Origin of the sequence: Bradyrhizobium sp. 61 (assembly GCF_023073075.1) — a bacterium.
Taxonomy (GTDB): Bacteria; Pseudomonadota; Alphaproteobacteria; order Rhizobiales; family Xanthobacteraceae; genus Bradyrhizobium; species Bradyrhizobium barranii.
Genome location: NZ_JADPIU010000085.1, coordinates 35,780 through 54,015 on the forward strand (window position 1 = coordinate 35,780; position 18,236 = coordinate 54,015).

An 18,236-nucleotide genomic window follows, 5' to 3' on the forward strand; every position below is an offset into this window, starting at 1 on the left:
TAGGAGATCGCATGAGCAGACCAGCCAATCCTGTGACCGTGCCGCTCGCGGATTATTCGCCGCAGCACTTCCTGCTGGCGGTGGTCGACAGCGTTGCCACGGTGACGCTCAACCGTCCCGAGCGGAAGAATCCACTGACCTTCGAGAGCTATCGGGAACTGACGGATTTCTTCCGCGCCTGCGCTTTCGATGATGCAGTCAAGGCCATCATCGTCACCGGCGCCGGCGGTAACTTCTCGTCCGGCGGCGATGTGTTCGAGATCATCGGCCCGCTCGTGAAGATGGACACCAAGGGGCTGACCGCTTTCACGCGGATGACCGGCGACCTCGTCAAAGCGATGCGGGCCTGCCCTCAACCCATTGTGGCCGCGGTCGAAGGCATCTGCGCCGGCGCCGGCGCGATCATCGCGATGGCATCGGATATGCGGCTTGCGGCGAGCGGCGCGAAGGTCGCGTTCCTCTTCAACAAGGTCGGCCTTGGCGGCTGCGACATGGGCGCCTGTGCGATCCTGCCGCGGATCATCGGACAGTCCCGCGCCTCCGAGCTGCTCTACACCGGCCGGTTCATGACGGCGGAGGAGGGCGAGCGCTGGGGCTTCTTCAGCCGCATCGTCACGCCCGAGCAGGTGCTGCCCCAGGCGCAGTTGCTGGCCAAGCAGGTTGCGGAAGGCCCGACCTTCGGCAACACCATGACCAAGCGGATGCTGGCGATGGAATGGGCGATGTCGATTGAAGAGGCGATCGAAGCGGAAGCGGTTGCTCAGGCGCTGTGCATGACCACGGCGGATTTCGAGCGCGCCTTTGAAGCATTCGCCAACAAGGTCAAGCCGGTCTTCAGGGGCGACTGAGCCCCGGACTTGCTGCGGGAAGCCAGCAACGGTGACTTGCGCCGCAATACCTGCCCGGAAAAGATCAGATTTTCCGCAACAACGTGCGCGACCGGCGGGATCTCGAGGAGCTGAGAATTAAGGCTAAGCCCAAGACCCGGGCCGAGCTCAAGGCGGAGGCGACAAAGCCGCTTGCGGCGGAGTGACCGCCCGTGCGACTTTAGCCCCATTGCCTGGCGTATTTTCGAGTGGAGTAAGGGCGATGAAGGCGATTATCGTCGGTGGCGGTATCGGTGGTCTCACCACGGCATTGATGCTGCGCTCGCGCGGCATCGGGTGCGAGATTTTCGAACAGGCCGACACCATCCGCGAGCTCGGTGTCGGCATCAACACGCTGCCGCATGCGATGCGGGAGCTTGCCGGCCTCGGTCTCCTCCAGCAGCTCGACGACGTCGCGATCCGCACCGACCAGCTCTATTACCTCAATCGCCACGGCCAGGAGGTATGGCGCGAGGCCCGCGGCATCGACGCCGGCCATGACGTGCCGCAATTCTCGATTCACCGCGGCCGCCTTCAGGGCGTCATCCATCGCGCCGTCGAGGAGCGGCTCGGGCCGGAGGCAATTCACACCGGCTGCCGCCTCGGCGCCTTCACGCAGGACGAGGGCGGCGTCACCGCTTATTTCTTCGACCGCTCGGGCGCGCACATTCATACTGCGCGCGGCGATATCCTGATCGGCGCTGACGGCATCCATTCACGCGTTCGCGATACGCTGTTCCCGAACGAGGGACCGCCGTGCTGGAACGGCCTGATGCTATGGCGCGGTGCGCGCGATTGGCCGCTGTTCCTCACCGGCAAGTCGATGATCGTGGCCGGCGGCCTCAACGCCAAGGTGGTGATCTATCCGATCGCAGAGGGATCGAGTCCGGCGAGCCGTCTCACCAACTGGGCGGTGCTGGTGAAGGTCGGCGAGGGCAATGCCCCGCCGCCCCGGAAGGAAGACTGGTCGCGGCCCGGCCGGCGCGAGGAGTTGATGCCGCATGTCGCGCGCTTCTCGGTGCCTTATATCGACGTCAAGAGCCTGATCTCGGCAACGCCGGAATTCTACGAATATCCGACCTGCGACCGTGATCCCTTGCCTTACTGGTCGTCCGGGCGCGTTACGCTGCTCGGTGACGCCGCGCATCCCATGTATCCGGTCGGCTCCAATGGCGCATCTCAGGCGATCCTCGACGCGCGCTGCCTTGCCGATGCGCTGGTGCGCGCCGAGCATCCGCGCCAGGCTTTGCTTGAATATGAGAAGAAACGTCTGCCGATGACCGCTGACATCGTCCGCTCCAACCGGCGCGGCGGCCCCGAGGGCGTCATCGACGCCGTCGAGCAGCTTGCGCCCGATGGCTTCGACAACGTCGACAACGTGCTGAGCTATTCCCAGCGCGAGGCGATCGTGCGCGGCTATGCCACCAAGGCCGGCTTCGCCGCCGTGCCGGGTCTGGCGGCGGTGCGCGCTTAAGACTAGCTCCTAGCCGCCGGGCGGCGGCGGCAGGAAGTGGATGTTGAACTCGGCGGCCATCGCCACCACGTCCTCCGGCTTCTGTTCCTTCATGTTGTGAAGGCCCCAGAACAGGTCGAACAGCTTGCGGGTCGGCGACACCCAGAACAGCACCTTTGCCGTCTGCTCCGACTTGTTGAAGATGCCGTGCGGCACGCCCATGCCGAGGCGGATCAGATCGCCCGGGGTCGCCTGCGACTCCGAATTGCCGAGCACGAAGTCAAGCTTGCCCTCGAGCATGTAGAGATACTCATCCTGGTCGGGATGGATGTGCGGCGGCACGAATGTGCCCGGCGGCAATGTCGCGTGCCAGGAGAAGCTGTGCTCGGTATTGCTCTTCGGCACATAGGTCTGGCCGAGGATGTTCCAGGAAATGCCCTGGATCCCTTCATTAGCCCGCGTGATGCCGGTGATTTCGCTCTTCATTGTAGTCCTCCCGTAATGCGGTGCGGCTTAGTTTGCCGCCTTGCAGTCCTTGGCATAGCGGTCGCCATAGTTCTCAAAGACTTTCTGAACGATCTCGGTCTGGAACTTGCCGTCCGCACGCTTGGCGACCTTGGTCAGATAGAAATCCTGGATCGGATAGCCGTTGGTGTTGAACTTGAAGGCGCCGCGCAGAGAGGTGAAGTCGGCCTTCTTCAGCGCAGCCCCAACCGCATCCTTGTTCAAGAGATCGCCTTTCACGGCCTTGACCGCGCTGTCGATCAGCATCGCGGCGTCATAGGCCTGAAAAGCGTAGGTGCCGGGCACGACGTTGTAGGCGGCTTCATAGGCCGCGACGAACTTCTTGTTCTGGGGATTGTCGAGATTGGGCGCCCAGTTCGCGCCGCCAAACATGCCGACGGCCGCATCCTGCTGCGCCGGCAAGGTCGATTCATCCACCGTGAAAGCCGAGAGCACCGGAATGCTGTCGGCAAGGCCGGCCTGCCGGTATTGCTTGACGAGATTGACGCCGAGGCCGCCCGGCATGAACGTGAACAGCGCATCGGGCTTCTGCGACGAGATCTTGGAAAGTTCCGGCTGGAAGTCCAGCGTGTTCAGCGGCATGTAGGATTCTTCGACGATCTCGCCCTTGTAGTCGAGCTTGAAGCCCGCCACCGAATCCTTGCCGGCCTGATAGTTCGGCACCATCAGATACATGCGCTTGTAGCCGCGATCCTGCGCCACCTTGCCGAGGATCTCGTGGACCTGATCGTTCTGGTACGACGTCACATAGAAGAACGGGTTGCAGTCCTTACCGGCGAAAGTCGATGGGCCGGCGTTGGGGCTGATCAGGAACGTCTTGGACTCCGTAATGGGGCGGTGGATCGCCTGGAGGATGTTGGAGAAGATCGGGCCCACCACGAAGTCGACCTTGTCGCGCTCCAGAAGGCCCTTGACCTTCGTGACCGCTGCGTCGGGCTTCAACTCGTCATCGGCGACGATCACCTCGACATCTCGGCCCCCCATCTTCCCGCCGAGATCCTTCACGGCGAGCGCAAAGCCGTCGCGGACCTGCTGGCCAAGCGCGGCGGCGGGGCCCGACAGGGTCACGACCACGCCCAGCTTGATCTTCTCCTGGGCGAGGGAAGGGCTCACCGCGGTGCCGAGCAGCAGGGCGGCAGCGGCCAAGGTCGTTTGCGTCTTCATGATGTGTCCCCGTGACGATCGGGCTTGCGCAGCAAGCCGCGTACTCCAATCCAAGCTTATGCCGATGATGGCGGCCGCGGCAAGCAAGCTCAAGGCGTGGCCATCCTGCGGGCAGTGCGCATGCAAGCGGCGCGCCAGTTATTTGAAGCCTAAAGAAATTCGGTGCGGTCGATTGTTGCAGCTTTAGGCTTGCGGCCGGGGCCGATTTATTTGAAGCTCAAAACGTTGGGGAATCCGTGCTGGCGCCAGGGCCGGCCATGAGTGACTGCATCGAGATGCTCGATTCCGAGACCAAAGCCGTCGAGACGCCGGAGGACCACGCCGAAGAGCTTCGGCTGTGGCTGCGTCTGCTCACCTGCACCACCCTGATCGAAGGCGAAGTCCGTGGCCGCCTGCGACAGCGCTTCGACGTCACGCTGCCCCGGTTCGACCTGATGGCGCAGCTCGACAAGGCGCCCGATGGCATGACGCTGTCCGACGTCTCCAAGCGCATGATGGTGTCCAACGGCAACGTCACCGGCCTCGTCGAACGGCTGGTGGAATCGGGCCATCTCGACCGGCGCACCTCGGAGACGGACCGCCGCGTCCAGGTGATCCGCCTCACAAAGCTGGGTCGCGCCGAGTTTCGCAGGATGGCTGCGGAGCACGAGACCTGGATCGCCGATCTGTTCGCCGACCTGACTCCGAAGGATGTCCGCGAATTGATGCGGCTCCTGGCCAAGACAAAGGCGTCGGCGCAGAAATCGGCCGGTCGCCGCCGGCCGTAGTCCGCCAGCGGGGCACCCCGCCAGTCCCACCTTGCCGCCGGAAAATGCATGGGATGCCCAAAATCCGCTATTGCGCCGAATTGTTTTAAGCCTAAAATGTTTTCCAGATGATGCTGCCGGGTGCTTTCCATGCTGAAAGGAGCGTGCGATGGCCAACGCCGCTAAGGCTCAAGAGTCGGGCTCGTATGACGGTAACGCCGCGACAGCCCACGTCGATACATTCGCACGGCAGCATCTGCCGCCGCGCGAGTTCTGGCCCGAATTCATCTTCACGCGGCCGGAGCTGCACTATCCGCAGCGATTGAACTGCGTCAGCTATTTTCTCGACCGCTGGGTCGAGCAGGGCCACGGCGACGCGCCGTGCGTCATCAGTCCGGCCGTCAGCTACACCTATCGCGAGCTGCAAGCGCTCGTGAACCGCATCGCCGACGTGCTGGTTCGCAAGCTTGGTCTCGTAACCGGCGGACGCGTGCTGCTGCGCTCCGCCAACAATCCGATGATGGTTGCGACCTATCTCGCGGTGATCAAGGCTGGCGGCATCGTCGTGGCGACCATGCCTCTGCTGCGCGCCAAGGAACTATCTTATCCGATCCAGAAGGCGGAGATTACACTCGCGCTCTGCGATGGAAAACTCTCGGAGGAGATGGAGAAGGCGAAAGCGGCGGCGCCCGGCCTCAAGCACGTGGTCTATTGGGGCAACGGCGCGTCGGACTCGCTCGAGGCGCTGATTACTGATGCGAGCCCGGAGTTCAAGGCGGTCGATACCGCCGCCGATGACATCTGCCTGATTGCCTTCACGTCGGGCACGACGGGCGATCCCAAGGGCACCATGCATTTCCATCGGGATATGCTGGCGGTCTGCGACGGTTATGCGCGCAACATCTTGAGGGCGGAGCGGAAGGATCGCTTCGTCGGTTCAGCCCCGCTCGCCTTTACCTTCGGCTTCGGCGGCGTGTTGTTTCCGATGCATATCGGCGCTTCCTTCGTCGTGCTGGAGAAGACGACACCGGACGACATGCTGACGGCGATCGAGCAATACAAGACCTCGGTCTGCTTCACCGCGCCAACCGCCTATCGCGCCATGATCGGCAAGCTCGCGGGTCGCGACATTTCTTCGCTGCGAAAGTGCGTCTCTGCGGGCGAGACCCTCCCCAAGCCGACATTCGATGCCTGGCTCAAGGCCACCGGCATCAAGCTGATGGACGGCATCGGTTCGACCGAGCTGCTGCACATCTTCATCAGCGCGACCGTGGACGAGATCCGTCCCGGCGCAACCGGCAAACCCGTGCCGGGTTACGAAGCAAAAATCGTCGATGACGACGGCAATGACCTGCCGCCGGGCACGATGGGGCGGCTCGCGGTGCGCGGCCCGACCGGCTGCCGCTATCTCGCCGACGAGCGGCAGCGCAAATACGTCCAGAACGGCTGGAACATCACCGGCGATACCTATCTGATGGATAGCGACGGCTACTTCTGGTACCAGTCGCGCTCCGACGACATGATCGTGTCAGCCGGGTACAACATCGCGGGCACGGATGTGGAGGCGGCGCTGCTGACGCATCCATCCGTAGCCGAGTGCGGCGTCGTCGGTGCGCCGGACGAGGCGCGTGGCATGATCGTGAAGGCCTATGTCATCGCCGCCCCAGGTGTGACGCCGGACGCTCAACTCGCAGCGGAGTTGCAGGAGCATGTCAAACGTGAGATTGCGCCTTACAAATATCCGCGCGCGATCGAGTTCGTGGTGCAACTGCCGAAGACCGAGACCGGCAAGTTGAAGCGATTTGCCCTGCGGCAGTTGGCGCAGGCTGCAGCGACGTCCTCTGGCGTTGCGGCGGAATAAGAGAAGGATGAAGAATTGTCCGTGACGACGCCGAAAGGCCCGCACCTCGCGGTGCTGCCGACAGCAGCCGAGAGCGAAACCGGCTCCAGGGCGCAGGTGCTCCAACCGTCCGGCTGGCCGCTACCGAAAGGCTATGCCAACGGCATGGCCGCCGAGGGACGCATCGTCGTCACCGGCGGCGTGATCGGCTGGGACGCCGAGGAGCGTCTCGCGGACGGCTTTGTCGCACAGGTGCGCCAAGCCCTGAGCAACATCGCCGAGATATTAGCCGAGGCGGGTGCGCGGCCCGAGCACCTCGTGCGGCTGACCTGGTACGTCGTCGACATGGACGAATACCTGGCGAACCTGAGGGAGCTCGGCAAGAGCTACCGTGCCACCTTCGGTGCGCACTATCCTGCGATGGCGCTGGTGCAGGTCGTCCGCCTCGTCGAGAAGGCGGCGCGCGTCGAGATCGAAGCCACGGCCGTCATTCCCCGCTAAGTCGCCTTCGGTTCGCGCCTAACTGGCCCTGGCGAGATCGTCGTCCTCGGGCGAATTCAGATAGACGCCCGATACAGTGTCGACCCAGCACAGATGGTCGTGCACCTTCTTGACGCCCTCGACGTTCTCCGCCGCGACGACGGCGGCCTGACGCGCGCGTTCCTCGGTGATGACGCCGCTGAGATGAACGATGCCGTCCCGGACGATGACGTTCAGTCCGAACGGGCACCAGTCGTTTTTCTCCATGGTGTCGGTGATACGGCCGCGAATGTGATCGTCGTCGGCCGTCGGATCCGGTACCTCGCGGGCGAGCCCCGCCACCGCCTGCAACAAATTCGCGCGCGAGACGATGCCGACGACCTTGTCGCCGCGCACCACCGGCAGCCGCTTTACGTTGTTCCGTTCCATGAGATCAACGATCTCCGCGAGCGCCGTATCCTCGGTGATGGTCACGACCGAGGCGGTCATCACCTCCGAGACCTTGCGGCCGTGCTCGTGGACGAAATCGCTGGCGGAGTTGCCGGGGCCGAGGATGAACCGCAGCCAGCGGCCTCGCTTGCGCTCGGTGCCGATTTCGCTGCGGCGAACGAAATCGCCCTCGGAGACCACGCCGACCAGCTTGCCGGCATCGTCGACCACGGTGAGGCCGCTGACGTGCCGCTTCAACATGATGTTTGCCGCCTCGACGATGCTGGTGTGAGGGGCAACCGAGATGACCGAGCGGGTCATGATCTGGTGGGCGCGCATGGGGAAGCTCCGCAAGTTCACACGAATATCGATGTGTGGAGCTTAGGTCACCGGCAGGAAGCTGATTTGACCCAAGTCAAGCTGGTCCGCACCTAATCCTCGGGCTCCGCATTCGGGGCGAGGTCGGAGGAGCGGAACGGCTTGGCCATGTCCAGTTTCCGGTAAGCGTTCGAGGCGGTCCGCAACAGCTTCTTTTGGCGCTTCCGGTTGTGGAAGCGAATGCCCGCCTCGGGGACGGCCTCGTTCAGCGACGCTGCCAGGGTTTGCCCTCGCGCATCGTCGTTCAATTGCCCGAGGGACTTCTGCGCCTTGCGTAATTGCTTGAGGATCGACTTCTGTTTGGTCAGCGATTCGTCTGCAAACAAATCCTCTAGCGATTCGATCGAATAGGTCAGCCGCTTGTTGAGGAGCCGCAGCTTGTGCCGTTTTCCGACGTCGAGCTTGCGCAGTTTCCGCGCCTTCCTGAGCAGCGTCGTTTCCCATTCCGTGAGCTGCGCCGTCGCGTGGTCGGCAAGCGGGCAGCGGCGCAATCGGATGGCCTCCTTGCTGCGCCGGGTCGACCAAGGACCGCTCTCGATCCAGGCGGAGGTCTGCTCGACAAGACGGCGATACCGCGCCGATTGCAGCGCGCGCGCCAGCAGGCGGTGGCTCTCGGCGCGCTTCTCGTCCCAATGCTGAAGCTCGGCGATCACGTCAAGCTCGCCTCCGCTTTCGGCGATAACCCGCTCGATCGCCACGTCTAGGTCGCGCACCATGCCGAGCTGGCTGTTCAGCCATTTCAGTTCGGCCCAGACATTCGGCCGCAGGGCATCGTCGACCATGGGCGAGAAGAAGCGGATGGCGGTGCGCAGATGCGTCAGTGCGATCCGGATCTGATGCAGCGCCTCGGGATCGCCGTGGCAGGTGCCATCGTGCTGGGCGAGGACGGCATCGAGGTGGCGGCGGGCGATAATCCGGAACGCGGTGTCGCAGGCCATGCCGGGGCTGAGGCGGCCGGGCAGAACATTGCGCCGCGCCGCAGGCTTGGCGCGAGCGGTCGCCATCGAACTCGTGGTGGGTCGCGCCATCCTAGCCCGCGCCAATCAGATTGCCTTATTTGCCCTCAGCGATTACGTCCCGGCAATTCTGGAGCGTCTGCGCTTGTGTCCCGGATGCATCGATGGTCGCCCAACCGACATGGCCGATATTATAGTGCTCTTGCTGCGCGGCAACCTCTTGCGTGGCGTCGGACGCGTCGCCCCGGCGGCCGCCGATTCGCGCCTGGCGGGTGGCGAGGTCGGCGACGAGGAATAGTCCATTGAGCGGTACGCTGCACTCGCGTGCCAGGGCGGCCATCTCGTCTCGCTCGGTCTCGCGCGCAAAGACGGCGTCGACGATTGCCGAGTGGCCTTGCGCCAGAACCTGCCGGGCGCGCTGCATCAGCACCCCGTAGACGCGCGCCGTCACGTCAGGCCGGTACGTGGACGGCGGTAGCCGTTCGGTGTGTCCCACCTGAAACAGCTGCTTGCGAATGACGTCGCTGCGCAGCACGACGGCGCCCGGATGTGGCGCCACGACGGGCGCCAGCGCGCGGGCGAGCACGGATTTGCCGGTGCCCGACAGTCCGCCAACCGCGATCAGGCGAGGGGCGGGGGGATGAATCAAAGCCCGGGCGAGCTCGAAATAGCGGCGCGCCTCGTCGAGAGTGCCGGGGCCGTCGGCATCAAGCCGCCTCAGTCGCGCCAGCGCCACCTGCGCACGGATCGCGGCGCGCATGGACATGAACAGTGGCAGCGCCGCCAGGGCGTCGAGCGTTTCGTCGGGCGCCGTCATCAGATACTGGTTCAGGACGGCATTGGCCGTGGCCGACTGGTCATGGCGCAGCAGGTCCATCAGCGTGAACGCAAGATCGTAGAGCACGTCCACAGTCGCCATCTGCGCGTCGAATTCGATCGCGTCGAACAGGACAGGCTGCCGGTCGATCAGCACGATATTGGCAAGATGCAAGTCGCCGTGACAGCGGCGCACGAAACCGTGGCGCGCGCGTTCTTCCAGTGTAGCGCGGACGCGCAGGAATGCCCGGTGTGAGGCTTTGTCAAGCTGATCAACCTCTGCTGCTTCGAAATGGCCACCGCTGCGCAGCCCGGTGCTGTTGCCATCGATCAGCGCAGGAATGGAGGCAATCCATGCGGCGCCATCCGCGACGGGCGCCCTCGCATGCGATGCTGCGATCGCATCCGCGATGGCCGGAGCGAGCTCTGCATCCAGCGGGCCGGCTTTTGCCACATGGTCCAGCGTCCGGTTTTCGTCGAAGCGGGACATGTCGACCGCATACTCGATCGGCCGGCCGCCACCGTCGATCTCGATCGATCCATCCGGTTCCTCCGTGATCGCCACGACGCGGTGATAGATTTGCGGCGCGAGCGGCCGGTTGATCCTGATCTCCTCTTCGCAGGCCGCCTCGCGCTTTTCGAGCGTCGAATAGTCGAGGAATGGAAACTTGACAGCCCGCTTGATCTTCAGGGCGCGCGTTCCGTCGAGAAACACCGACGCTGCGTGGGTGTCGATCCGCTTTACGCCAGGACGCGCGTTTAGAGCTTCGAAGACCCGTTCCTGGATTGCAGAATCGTCTGTCATCTCAGCAGGCATTTCCAGATGCGTCAGCGGTGAGGCAGCAGGCTAATCCTTAGAGGCGGATCGGGGCCAGTCCTTGACATCGGTCAAAGCCTGTCGTCGGCTGGCTGCGCGGTGTTCCCGCCTTGAGGAGGATCAAGCTTCCCGGCGAAAGGTGGCTTATCCTAACCGGTAAGGAGAATCCCGATGCCCATCAAGGATGTCTTTCTGCCGCTTGTCGGCCAACCGCGCGGACCGGCCCTCGCCGCGATCGCGACATGCGTGGCTGTCGCCGCCGACCTCGGCGCCAGGATCACCGCGCTCGCGCTCGAGGAAGATGTTTTCGTGCGGCCGAAGGTCATCATCCCTGGCGATTTGGATCCCCCGGAGGCGAGCGGTTCGCGTGAGCTCAGCGACGTGCAGCAACTCCTCAACGCCTTCACCAATGCAGCCTCCCGCGCCAACATTCGTGCCCAAAGCCGATCGGGTAAGGTGCCGGCGGACCAGATGGCGTCGATCCTGGCCGAGCATGCGCGCTTCAGCGATCTGACGTTGGTCCCCGTGAGGCCGCATGACAGTCAAACGGAACGCATCATCGAAACGCTCCTGTTCGAATCCGGCCGGCCGCTGCTGCTCTGCCCGGAACAGCATGTGGACGAGCTGCGACCGGAGTTCGAGAACGTCATGATCGCCTGGGATCACTCCGCCCGTGCCGCGCGGGCCGTCGGCGACGCGCTGCCCATTCTTCAGGCTGCTTCATCCGCCCGGGTGGTCACGGTGGCGGACGACAAGACCGATGCCATCGTGCAATCCGGAACCGCGCTCGTCGACCATCTGAGGGAACACGGGGTCTACGCCTCGTTCGAAACGACGAAGGGCGGCGGCAGCTCGATCGGCAAGGTGCTCGGGAGCTGGGCGAATTCCCATGCCATGGATGCGATCGTGATGGGCGCCTACCATCATTCACGCCTGAACGAGATCGTCTGGGGTGGTGTGACAAAGACCGTCATTGGCCAGCCGCCGTGCTGGGTTATTATCTCGCACTAGGCGCATCGCCAGTTTATCGGCCTGATCGCCAACCATCGGAACCGCCACCGACCGGGCGCATTTGCTTTCATGTCAACCTATCGCTTGAAGAATCTGCTGTCGCCGCGTTCGGTTGCGCTTGTCGGCGCGAGCGCCCGCCCGGTCTCCGTCGGCCGCGCCGTTCTTGAGAATATTCACAAGGCCGAATTCAAGGGTCGGTTCGGCCTCGTCAATCCGCGCCATGCCGAGATCGGCGGCATCGCCGCGGTGGGCAGTCTGGACAGGCTGGACTTCGTGCCCGAGCTCGTGGTCATCACCGCGCCGGCGCGCGAGGTCCCCGGTATTATCGACCAGGCCGGACGTCGTGGCTCGGCCGGCGCGCTGATCGTCTCGGCGGGCCTCGGTCACGGACCTGGGTCCCTGCACGAGGCCGCGATCGCGGCGGCACGCAAATACGGCATGCGGCTGATTGGGCCGAACTGCCTCGGCATCATGATGCCCGGCGTCAGCCTCAATGCCAGCTTTGCCGCGCACATGCCGGGGGCGGGCAACCTCGCGCTGATCTCGCAATCCGGCGCGATCGCGGCCGGAATGGTGGATTGGGCTGCGCAGCGCGGCGTCGGGTTCTCCGGAATTGTCACGATCGGCGATCAGATCGATGTCGATATTGCCGACCTGCTCGACCATTTCGCGATGGACCCCAAGACCCGCGCGATCCTGCTTTATATCGAAGCCATCAAGGACGCGCGCAAGTTCATGTCGGCGGCACGGGCCGCGGCGCGCGTGAAGCCGGTCGTCGTGGTGAAGTCCGGCCGCATGGCGCAGGGTGCCAAAGCGGCGGCAACCCATACGGGCGCGCTCGCCGGCGCCGACGCCGTCTATGATGCCGCGTTCCGCCGTGCGGGCGTCCTGCGGGTCTCCGATCTGCGCGAGCTGTTCGATTGCGCCGAGACACTCGGTCGCGTCGAACCGCCGGCGGGAAAGCGTCTCGCCATCCTCACCAATGGCGGCGGCATCGGTGTCCTGGCCGTGGATCGGTTGGTGGACCTTGGTGGAATCCCGGCATCCATCTCGGCTGAGACGCGCAAGAGCCTCGATGCAGTGCTGCCGCCGACCTGGTCCGGTGCAAATCCCGTCGACATCGTCGGTGATGCCGATGCATCGCGGTACGCGGCGGCGCTGGAGGTGCTGCTCGCAGACCCTGATAATGATGCCGTCCTCGTCCTCAACGTGCAGACCGCGATCGCCCCGGCGGCCGACATCGCCGCGACCGTGACGGAGCTCGTCGGCAAATATCGCGAGAAGCAGCGTCGATGGGCGAAGCCCGTGCTGGCGGCTTGGGTTGGAGCCGATCAGAACATCGTTCAGGCGCTCTCCGGCGCGGGCATTCCGAATTATCCGACCGAAGATGATGCGGTGCGCGGCTTCATGCATCTCGTGAGGCATCGCGAGGTCGTAGAGGAGCTGAGCCAGGTTCCTCCCGCGATGCCCGACACGTTCGTGCCTGACGCCCGGGCTGCCAGGCAGATCGTCGCCGCTGCGATCGCGGACGGCCGCAAATGGCTCGAGCCCATCGAGATCAAGCACCTGCTCGGAGCCTATGACATCGCGATGGTACCGACCCGTGCTGCAACCGATGTCGAGCAGGCTGTCGCCTACGCCAGCGAGATGTTCGCGCAGGGCGTCACAGTCGTGCTGAAGATCATGTCGCGCGACATCGTCCACAAGTCGGACGTCGGCGGCGTCGTCCTCAATCTGACCACGCCGGAGGCCGTGCGCGCGGCTGCCACCGACATTCTCGCGCGGGCGAGGAAGCTCCGTCCCGAAGCCCGCATCGAGGGCGTCATCGTGCAGGCGATGGTCGTCAAGGCGAAGGCGCGCGAGCTGATCCTGGGTCTTGCCGACGATCCCACCTTTGGCACCGTTGTCGTCTTCGGCCGGGGCGGGACGGCGGTCGAGATCATCAACGACAAGGCACTGGCGCTTCCGCCGCTCGATCTGCAACTCGCCCGCGACCTGATCGGCCGCACGCGCGTATCACGGCTGCTGCAGGCCTATCGCGACGTACCCGCGGTCGAGCCGGACGCCGTCGCGATGGTGTTGGTCAAGCTCGCCCAGATGGCCGCCGACCTTCCCGAGATCCGTGAATTCGACATCAACCCACTGCTTGCGGACGAGACCGGCGTGACCGCGGTCGACGCCCGCGTCGCGGTGGAGCCGCCGCAGCGCAAATTCGCCGGCTCCGGCCCGGCCAATTTCGCCGTCCGGGCCTATCCGTCGCAGTGGGAGCGCCGCCTGGCGCTCAAGGATGACTGGCGCATCTTCGTACGGCCCCTGCGTCCCGAGGACGAGCCGACCATCCACGAATTCCTGCGTCACGTCACGGCGCACGACCTCCGCCTGCGCTTCTTCGCGCCGATGAAGGAGTTCACCCACGAGTTCATCGCGCGCCTGACCCAGCTCGATTATGCCCGCGCAATGGCCTTCATCGCATTCGACGAAGCGACCGGCGAGATGGTCGGCGTGGTCCGGCTCCATTCGGACTCGGTCTATGAGAGCGGCGAATATGCGATCCTGCTGCGCTCCGACCTCAAGGGCAGGGGGCTCGGATGGGCGTTGATGCAGTTGATCATCGACTATGCGAGATCGGAGGGGCTGAAGACCATCTCGGGTGATGTTCTCAGGGAGAACACCACAATGCTTGAGATGTGCCGCCAGCTCGGCTTCGACGTGAAGCCGGATTCGACCGAGCCCGACCTCTGTGACGTCAGGCTCAAGCTCTGAGCGTTCCGATCACGAGTGCGCTTCGCGCGATGCGGCGGATTCCGTGGCCGTTTTCCGCAGACTCTTGACGATGATCGCGATCAGCGGCACCAGCACCGGCACAATCGTGCTGAGCGGATGATGGACCGCGCCTGACACCTGGGCCTGGAGCGCCCGCGCCTCGAGCTGCAAGGCTTCGATGGATGCGCCGTGAATTTCATTGGCGAGCTCGATGTCGCGGCCGGATGGAGGACGGCCGGCAACGACGAAGAGAACCGCCGCGATGGCGAAATTGACGGTGCCGAGGATGGCAGCCGCCGCAATTGCGCTCCAGATCTGGACCAGCGCGAAATAGGCCGACAGCTCCAGCATCAGGAGCCCGAATGTCGCGATCAGGGCCGCGAAGGCCCGCAGGCCGAGACCGATCAACAGATGGCGCAGCTTGATGTCCGCGATGATCCTGTCCGCGCGCCACAGCACGCGCAGATGTTTGACGACATTCTCGGTATTCACTTAGTGTCTCCTCAGCATGACGCCGACGACGACGCCGAGTGCGAAAGCGGAGGCGAGCGATGTGACCGGGCGTTCCACAATGAGGCGCTGAAGCTGCTCCTGCTCGTCGCTGACGGTTTCTCCGAGCTCGGCAAGCGCGGCCTTGATCTGATCGGCCAGAGCCTCGGCCCGGTCTTTCGAGCTGTCGAACATCTCTTCGCCTGCGGTGCTCAGCAGACGCGTGACGTCAACCTTCAGCGCTCGCAGTTCTTCGCTCATCCTGTCGCTGTTGAACATGGATTTGAGAACTCCCTTGAATGGAAGCGACCCTAAGGCCCGGCGGCGCGGCCGCGCTTGATTTGCGTCAAGGGACGGCGCGTGGCCCTGGTGTTGAGACAGGTCAACCCGGCCGCCACATGCTGGCCTAGAAGTGGCGGCTGAATGGGGACCAATTGTCCCGATGAGGTGGAAGCGTGAACTCCGAACCGCTGTTGCTGGCAACGCCCTCCGGCGATGTGCTGAAATTGCGCCCGGAAGGGCCGTGGACGGCAGCCAATGTGTCGGCGCTCGAAACGCTGTCCCGATCGGTCGGAGCGGATGTCGATCGATCCAGTGCCGTGACGCTGGACATGTCCGGCGTCAGCGCGCTCGACACGCTCGGCGCCTGGGTGTTGGAGAAGCTGTCGCGACGGGCCGCATCATCCGGCAGATCGGCCGAATTCGTCGGCGTTGCCGATCATTTCAGCGGCCTGATGGATGAGGTGCGTCAGGTCAACCGCCACCCCCCGGCGGTTGCGGCCGCGCCAAACCCGATTCTGCTCAGGCTCGGCGATCTCGGCAAATCTACGGTTGGCGCGCGCGAAGACGTCACGATCTTTCTTCAAATGCTGGGTGCATTGTTCATCGCCGTGATCGGCGTGCTGCGCCGGCCACGCTCGCTGCGGCTGACATCGCTTGTCTATCAGCTCTACCGGATCGGCTGGCAGGCCATTCCGATTGTCGTTCTCATTACCTTCCTGATCGGTGCCATCATCGCCCAGCAGGGGTTCTTTCATTTCCGCAGGTTCGGTGCGGAGTCCTACACTGTCGACATGGTCGGCATCCTGGTGCTGCGCGAGCTGGGTGTGCTGATCGTCGCCATCATGGTCGCCGGCCGGTCGGGGAGCGCGTACACGGCCGAGCTCGGCTCGATGAAGATGCGCGAGGAGATCGACGCGCTCTCGACCATGGGCCTCGATCCCGTCCATGTCCTGATATTGCCGCGAGTGGCAGCCCTCGTCATCGCGCTGCCGATCCTCGCGTTCATTGGGGCGGTTGCGGCGCTCTATGGCGGAGGACTGGTTGCGCAGTTCTACGGCGGGATGGCACCGGCGATCTACATCGCGCGGCTGCATGAGGCCATCTCCGTCACCCATTTCGAGGTCGGCATCCTGAAGGCGCCCTTCATGGCTCTGGTGATCGGGATCGTCGCCTGCAGCGAAGGATTGCGTGTGAAGGGCAGCGCGGAATCGCTCGGGCGGCAGACGACCACGTCGGTGGTGAAATCGATCTTCCTGGTGATCGTGCTCGACGGCTTATTCGCGATCTTCTTCGCTTCGATCGGAATGTGACGATGGACGAATCGCAAGAGGTATTCGCGATCCGCGTTCGCGACCTCGTGGTCGGCTTCGGCCGCCAGACCGTGCTCGACCATCTGTCGCTCGACGTCCGCCGAGGCGAGATCCTCGGGCTCGTCGGTGCCTCCGGCGGCGGCAAGTCGGTCTTGATGCGCACCATCATCGGCCTGATCCCGCGCCAGGGCGGGAGCATCGAAGTCATGGGACGGCCGATCGGTGGCCGCACCGAAGGCGCGGCCACGACGTGGGGCATTTTGTTCCAGCAAGGTGCGCTGTTCTCCTCGCTGACGGTACGTCAAAACGTGCAGTTTCCGCTCCGCGAAAATCTCGTGCTGTCGCAGGAGCTGATGGACGAGATCGCCATCGCCAAGCTCGAGATGGTCGGGTTGCGAGCGCAGGACGCCGACAAATATCCGTCGGAGCTCTCGGGCGGCATGACCAAACGCGTGGCGCTAGCCCGCGCACTTGCACTCGATCCGCCGATCCTGTTCCTGGACGAGCCGACCTCCGGTCTCGACCCGATCGCCGCCGGCGATTTTGACGCGCTGATCGGGACGCTGCAGAAGACCCTCGGCCTCACCGTGTTCATGGTCACCCATGATCTTGCGAGCCTCACCACGGTCTGCGACCGCGTCGCCGCGCTCGCCGACGGCAAGATCGTGGCGATCGGCCCGATGCGCGAATTGCTGCAATCCGAGCATCCCTGGGTGCGCGCCTATTTCCACGGCAAGCGCTCTCAGATGCTGCAACACGAGATGAGATGAGACATGGAAACCCGCGCTCCCTACGTGCTGATCGGCAGCTTCGTGCTGGCCGCTATCCTCGCGGTGTTCGGCTTCGTCTATTGGCTGAACAACACAGGCGGCATCGGGCCGCGCGCAAACTATCATGTGCAATTCCAGGGGCCGGTGCCGGGCCTGCTGGTCGGTGCCGGTGTGCTGTTCAACGGCATCCGGGTCGGCGAGGTGACGCAGATCGGCCTCGCGCCGGATAATCCGCGCTTCGTCAATGCGACGATCTCGGTTGCCTCGACGACACCCGTGCGTACCGACACGAAGGTCGGGCTCGATTTCCAGGGGCTGACCGGCGTGCCGGTGGTGACGCTGGAGGGCGGCATGATCGTTGCCAAGGCCGGCGAGCCCGTGACCCTGATCGCCGAGGCCGGTGCAGGCCAGAGCATGACGCAGGCTGCGCGCGATGCGCTGCGACGGGTCGACACCGTGCTGGAGGACAATTCCGGTCCGCTGAAGGACACTATCGCGAACCTCAAGACATTCTCCGACGGGCTCGCGCGCAACACCGGCAAAATCGACGGTATTCTGGCAGGCCTCGAAAAGATGACCGGCGGCGGGACGCCGGCGCAGAAGATCACCTACGACCTGCGCACGCCGCAGAATCTTGGGCCGGCCGGCAAGACGCTTTCGGCGTCACTGGCGATTCCCGAGCCGACCGCGGTCGCGATGCTCCAGACCCAGCGGATGTTGTTTGCACCCAGCGGGGATAATCCGGGTTTTGCGGAATTCCTCTGGGCCGACAGCATTCCAAAACTGGTGCAGGCGCGGCTGATCGACAGCTTTGAGAATTACGACATCGCCCACGCGCCCTTGCGCACGAGCGATCTCGGGCAGGCGGACTACCAGCTCCTGATCGACATCAGGCGCTTCCGGATCGCCACGGAAGGCGAGGCTCGGGTCGAGATCGGACTGTCGGCACGCATCGTCGACAAGAACGGCAAAGTGGTGGCGTCGCGCCTCGTCGAGACCAGCGAGACGCTTGACAAGGTCGAGCCGGCCGCGGCGGTCGCAGCGTTCGACACAGCTTTCGCCCGCATTGCAAAGGAGCTGATCGGCTGGACGGTGCAGGCGGTCTAGCAACAGCACAAGACGGCCATGCCCGCCAAAATTG

The 18,236-nt window shown here is 64.2% G+C and carries 17 protein-coding genes; 10 read left to right on the top strand and 7 right to left on the bottom strand.

Features of this window, described 5'->3' with window-relative positions; translation table 11 throughout:
* Window positions 1–11: 11 nt before the first annotated feature.
* Both IVB46_RS36155 and IVB46_RS36160 read left to right on the top strand, forming a co-directional pair.
* Window positions 12–848: an enoyl-CoA hydratase family protein gene (locus tag IVB46_RS36155; protein ID WP_014493756.1), complete on the top strand. Its 837-nt coding sequence runs from the start codon at window positions 12–14 to the stop codon at window positions 846–848.
* Window positions 849–1,089: 241 nt separating this feature from the next.
* Complete coding sequence (locus tag IVB46_RS36160) at window positions 1,090–2,340, top strand: flavin-dependent oxidoreductase (protein ID WP_028156622.1); 1,251 nt, start codon at window positions 1,090–1,092, stop codon at window positions 2,338–2,340.
* Between the two features lie 9 nt (window positions 2,341–2,349).
* On the opposite strand, the gene IVB46_RS36165 is transcribed toward IVB46_RS36160, so the two are convergent.
* Both IVB46_RS36165 and IVB46_RS36170 read right to left on the bottom strand, forming a co-directional pair.
* Window positions 2,350–2,805, bottom strand: coding sequence for a cupin domain-containing protein (locus IVB46_RS36165; RefSeq protein ID WP_085405775.1), 456 nt, complete (start codon window positions 2,803–2,805; stop codon window positions 2,350–2,352).
* Between the two features lie 27 nt (window positions 2,806–2,832).
* Window positions 2,833–4,008 carry an ABC transporter substrate-binding protein gene (locus IVB46_RS36170; RefSeq protein ID WP_247303241.1) on the bottom strand — a complete coding sequence of 392 codons (1,176 nt, stop codon included), beginning with the start codon at window positions 4,006–4,008 and terminating at the stop codon, window positions 2,833–2,835.
* Window positions 4,009–4,283: 275 nt separating this feature from the next.
* On the opposite strand from IVB46_RS36170, the gene IVB46_RS36175 reads away from it, so the two are divergent.
* The 3 genes from IVB46_RS36175 to IVB46_RS36185 all read left to right on the top strand — a co-directional run bounded on the left by IVB46_RS36175 (window position 4,284) and on the right by IVB46_RS36185 (window position 7,095).
* On the top strand, window positions 4,284–4,775 hold the full coding sequence (locus IVB46_RS36175; protein WP_028149664.1) for a MarR family transcriptional regulator: 492 nt from the start codon (window positions 4,284–4,286) through the stop codon (window positions 4,773–4,775).
* Between the two features lie 148 nt (window positions 4,776–4,923).
* On the top strand, window positions 4,924–6,615 hold the full coding sequence (locus tag IVB46_RS36180) for a benzoate-CoA ligase family protein (RefSeq protein ID WP_247303239.1): 1,692 nt from the start codon (window positions 4,924–4,926) through the stop codon (window positions 6,613–6,615).
* Between the two features lie 15 nt (window positions 6,616–6,630).
* A complete protein-coding gene (locus tag IVB46_RS36185; RefSeq protein WP_175618118.1) occupies window positions 6,631–7,095 on the top strand; it encodes a RidA family protein in 465 nt (154 codons plus the stop codon).
* Window positions 7,096–7,113: 18 nt separating this feature from the next.
* On the opposite strand, the gene IVB46_RS36190 is transcribed toward IVB46_RS36185, so the two are convergent.
* The 3 genes from IVB46_RS36190 to IVB46_RS36200 form a co-directional block, all read right to left on the bottom strand.
* Complete coding sequence (locus IVB46_RS36190) at window positions 7,114–7,842, bottom strand: CBS domain-containing protein (RefSeq protein WP_247303237.1); 729 nt, start codon at window positions 7,840–7,842, stop codon at window positions 7,114–7,116.
* A gap of 92 nt (window positions 7,843–7,934) precedes the next feature.
* Window positions 7,935–8,909 (bottom strand): CHAD domain-containing protein, encoded by a 975-nt coding sequence (locus tag IVB46_RS36195; RefSeq protein WP_208087842.1) that lies wholly within the window; start codon window positions 8,907–8,909, stop codon window positions 7,935–7,937.
* 25 nt (window positions 8,910–8,934) lie between these two features.
* Window positions 8,935–10,458, bottom strand: coding sequence for a bifunctional aminoglycoside phosphotransferase/ATP-binding protein (locus IVB46_RS36200; protein WP_247303293.1), 1,524 nt, complete (start codon window positions 10,456–10,458; stop codon window positions 8,935–8,937).
* A 183-nt stretch (window positions 10,459–10,641) separates the two neighbouring features.
* On the opposite strand from IVB46_RS36200, the gene IVB46_RS36205 reads away from it, so the two are divergent.
* Together IVB46_RS36205 and IVB46_RS36210 are read left to right on the top strand one after the other, a co-directional pair.
* A complete protein-coding gene (locus IVB46_RS36205) occupies window positions 10,642–11,481 on the top strand; it encodes a universal stress protein (protein ID WP_208087840.1) in 840 nt (279 codons plus the stop codon).
* Between the two features lie 69 nt (window positions 11,482–11,550).
* Entirely contained in the window at window positions 11,551–14,244 is a 2,694-nt protein-coding gene (locus IVB46_RS36210) for a bifunctional acetate--CoA ligase family protein/GNAT family N-acetyltransferase (RefSeq protein WP_208087839.1), read from the top strand.
* Window positions 14,245–14,253: 9 nt separating this feature from the next.
* Here IVB46_RS36210 and IVB46_RS36215 read toward each other — a convergent pair whose 3' ends face one another.
* On the bottom strand, window positions 14,254–14,736 hold the full coding sequence (locus IVB46_RS36215; RefSeq protein ID WP_208087838.1) for a phage holin family protein: 483 nt from the start codon (window positions 14,734–14,736) through the stop codon (window positions 14,254–14,256).
* Window positions 14,737–15,012: a hypothetical protein gene (locus tag IVB46_RS36220; protein ID WP_208087837.1), complete on the bottom strand. Its 276-nt coding sequence runs from the start codon at window positions 15,010–15,012 to the stop codon at window positions 14,737–14,739.
* 176 nt (window positions 15,013–15,188) lie between these two features.
* Here IVB46_RS36220 and IVB46_RS36225 point away from each other — a divergent pair, with 176 nt between their 5' ends.
* From IVB46_RS36225 to IVB46_RS36235, 3 genes are read left to right on the top strand one after another with little or no spacing between them, the layout of a single operon-like run.
* Window positions 15,189–16,325 carry an ABC transporter permease gene (locus IVB46_RS36225; protein WP_208087836.1) on the top strand — a complete coding sequence of 379 codons (1,137 nt, stop codon included), beginning with the start codon at window positions 15,189–15,191 and terminating at the stop codon, window positions 16,323–16,325.
* A 2-nt stretch (window positions 16,326–16,327) separates the two neighbouring features.
* A complete protein-coding gene (locus tag IVB46_RS36230) occupies window positions 16,328–17,095 on the top strand; it encodes an ABC transporter ATP-binding protein (RefSeq protein WP_208087835.1) in 768 nt (255 codons plus the stop codon).
* A gap of 3 nt (window positions 17,096–17,098) precedes the next feature.
* Window positions 17,099–18,202: an ABC-type transport auxiliary lipoprotein family protein gene (locus IVB46_RS36235; RefSeq protein WP_208087834.1), complete on the top strand. Its 1,104-nt coding sequence runs from the start codon at window positions 17,099–17,101 to the stop codon at window positions 18,200–18,202.
* Window positions 18,203–18,236: the final 34 nt, after the last annotated feature.

Excerpts from the sequence above, each read along its gene's own strand:
- IVB46_RS36155 (WP_014493756.1), top strand. The coding sequence starts at position 12 with ATGAGCAGACCAGCCAATCCTGTGACCGTGCCGCTCGCGGATTATTCG.
- IVB46_RS36160 (WP_028156622.1), top strand. The coding sequence starts at position 1,090 with ATGAAGGCGATTATCGTCGGTGGCGGTATCGGTGGTCTCACCACGGCA.
- IVB46_RS36165 (WP_085405775.1), bottom strand. The coding sequence starts at position 2,805 with ATGAAGAGCGAAATCACCGGCATCACGCGGGCTAATGAAGGGATCCAG.
- IVB46_RS36170 (WP_247303241.1), bottom strand. The coding sequence starts at position 4,008 with ATGAAGACGCAAACGACCTTGGCCGCTGCCGCCCTGCTGCTCGGCACC.
- IVB46_RS36175 (WP_028149664.1), top strand. The coding sequence starts at position 4,284 with ATGCTCGATTCCGAGACCAAAGCCGTCGAGACGCCGGAGGACCACGCC.
- IVB46_RS36180 (WP_247303239.1), top strand. The coding sequence starts at position 4,924 with ATGGCCAACGCCGCTAAGGCTCAAGAGTCGGGCTCGTATGACGGTAAC.
- IVB46_RS36190 (WP_247303237.1), bottom strand. The coding sequence starts at position 7,842 with ATGCGCGCCCACCAGATCATGACCCGCTCGGTCATCTCGGTTGCCCCT.
- IVB46_RS36195 (WP_208087842.1), bottom strand. The coding sequence starts at position 8,909 with ATGGCGCGACCCACCACGAGTTCGATGGCGACCGCTCGCGCCAAGCCT.
- IVB46_RS36200 (WP_247303293.1), bottom strand. The coding sequence starts at position 10,458 with ATGACAGACGATTCTGCAATCCAGGAACGGGTCTTCGAAGCTCTAAAC.
- IVB46_RS36205 (WP_208087840.1), top strand. The coding sequence starts at position 10,642 with ATGCCCATCAAGGATGTCTTTCTGCCGCTTGTCGGCCAACCGCGCGGA.
- IVB46_RS36210 (WP_208087839.1), top strand. The coding sequence starts at position 11,551 with ATGTCAACCTATCGCTTGAAGAATCTGCTGTCGCCGCGTTCGGTTGCG.
- IVB46_RS36220 (WP_208087837.1), bottom strand. The coding sequence starts at position 15,012 with ATGTTCAACAGCGACAGGATGAGCGAAGAACTGCGAGCGCTGAAGGTT.
- IVB46_RS36230 (WP_208087835.1), top strand. The coding sequence starts at position 16,328 with ATGGACGAATCGCAAGAGGTATTCGCGATCCGCGTTCGCGACCTCGTG.
- IVB46_RS36235 (WP_208087834.1), top strand. The coding sequence starts at position 17,099 with ATGGAAACCCGCGCTCCCTACGTGCTGATCGGCAGCTTCGTGCTGGCC.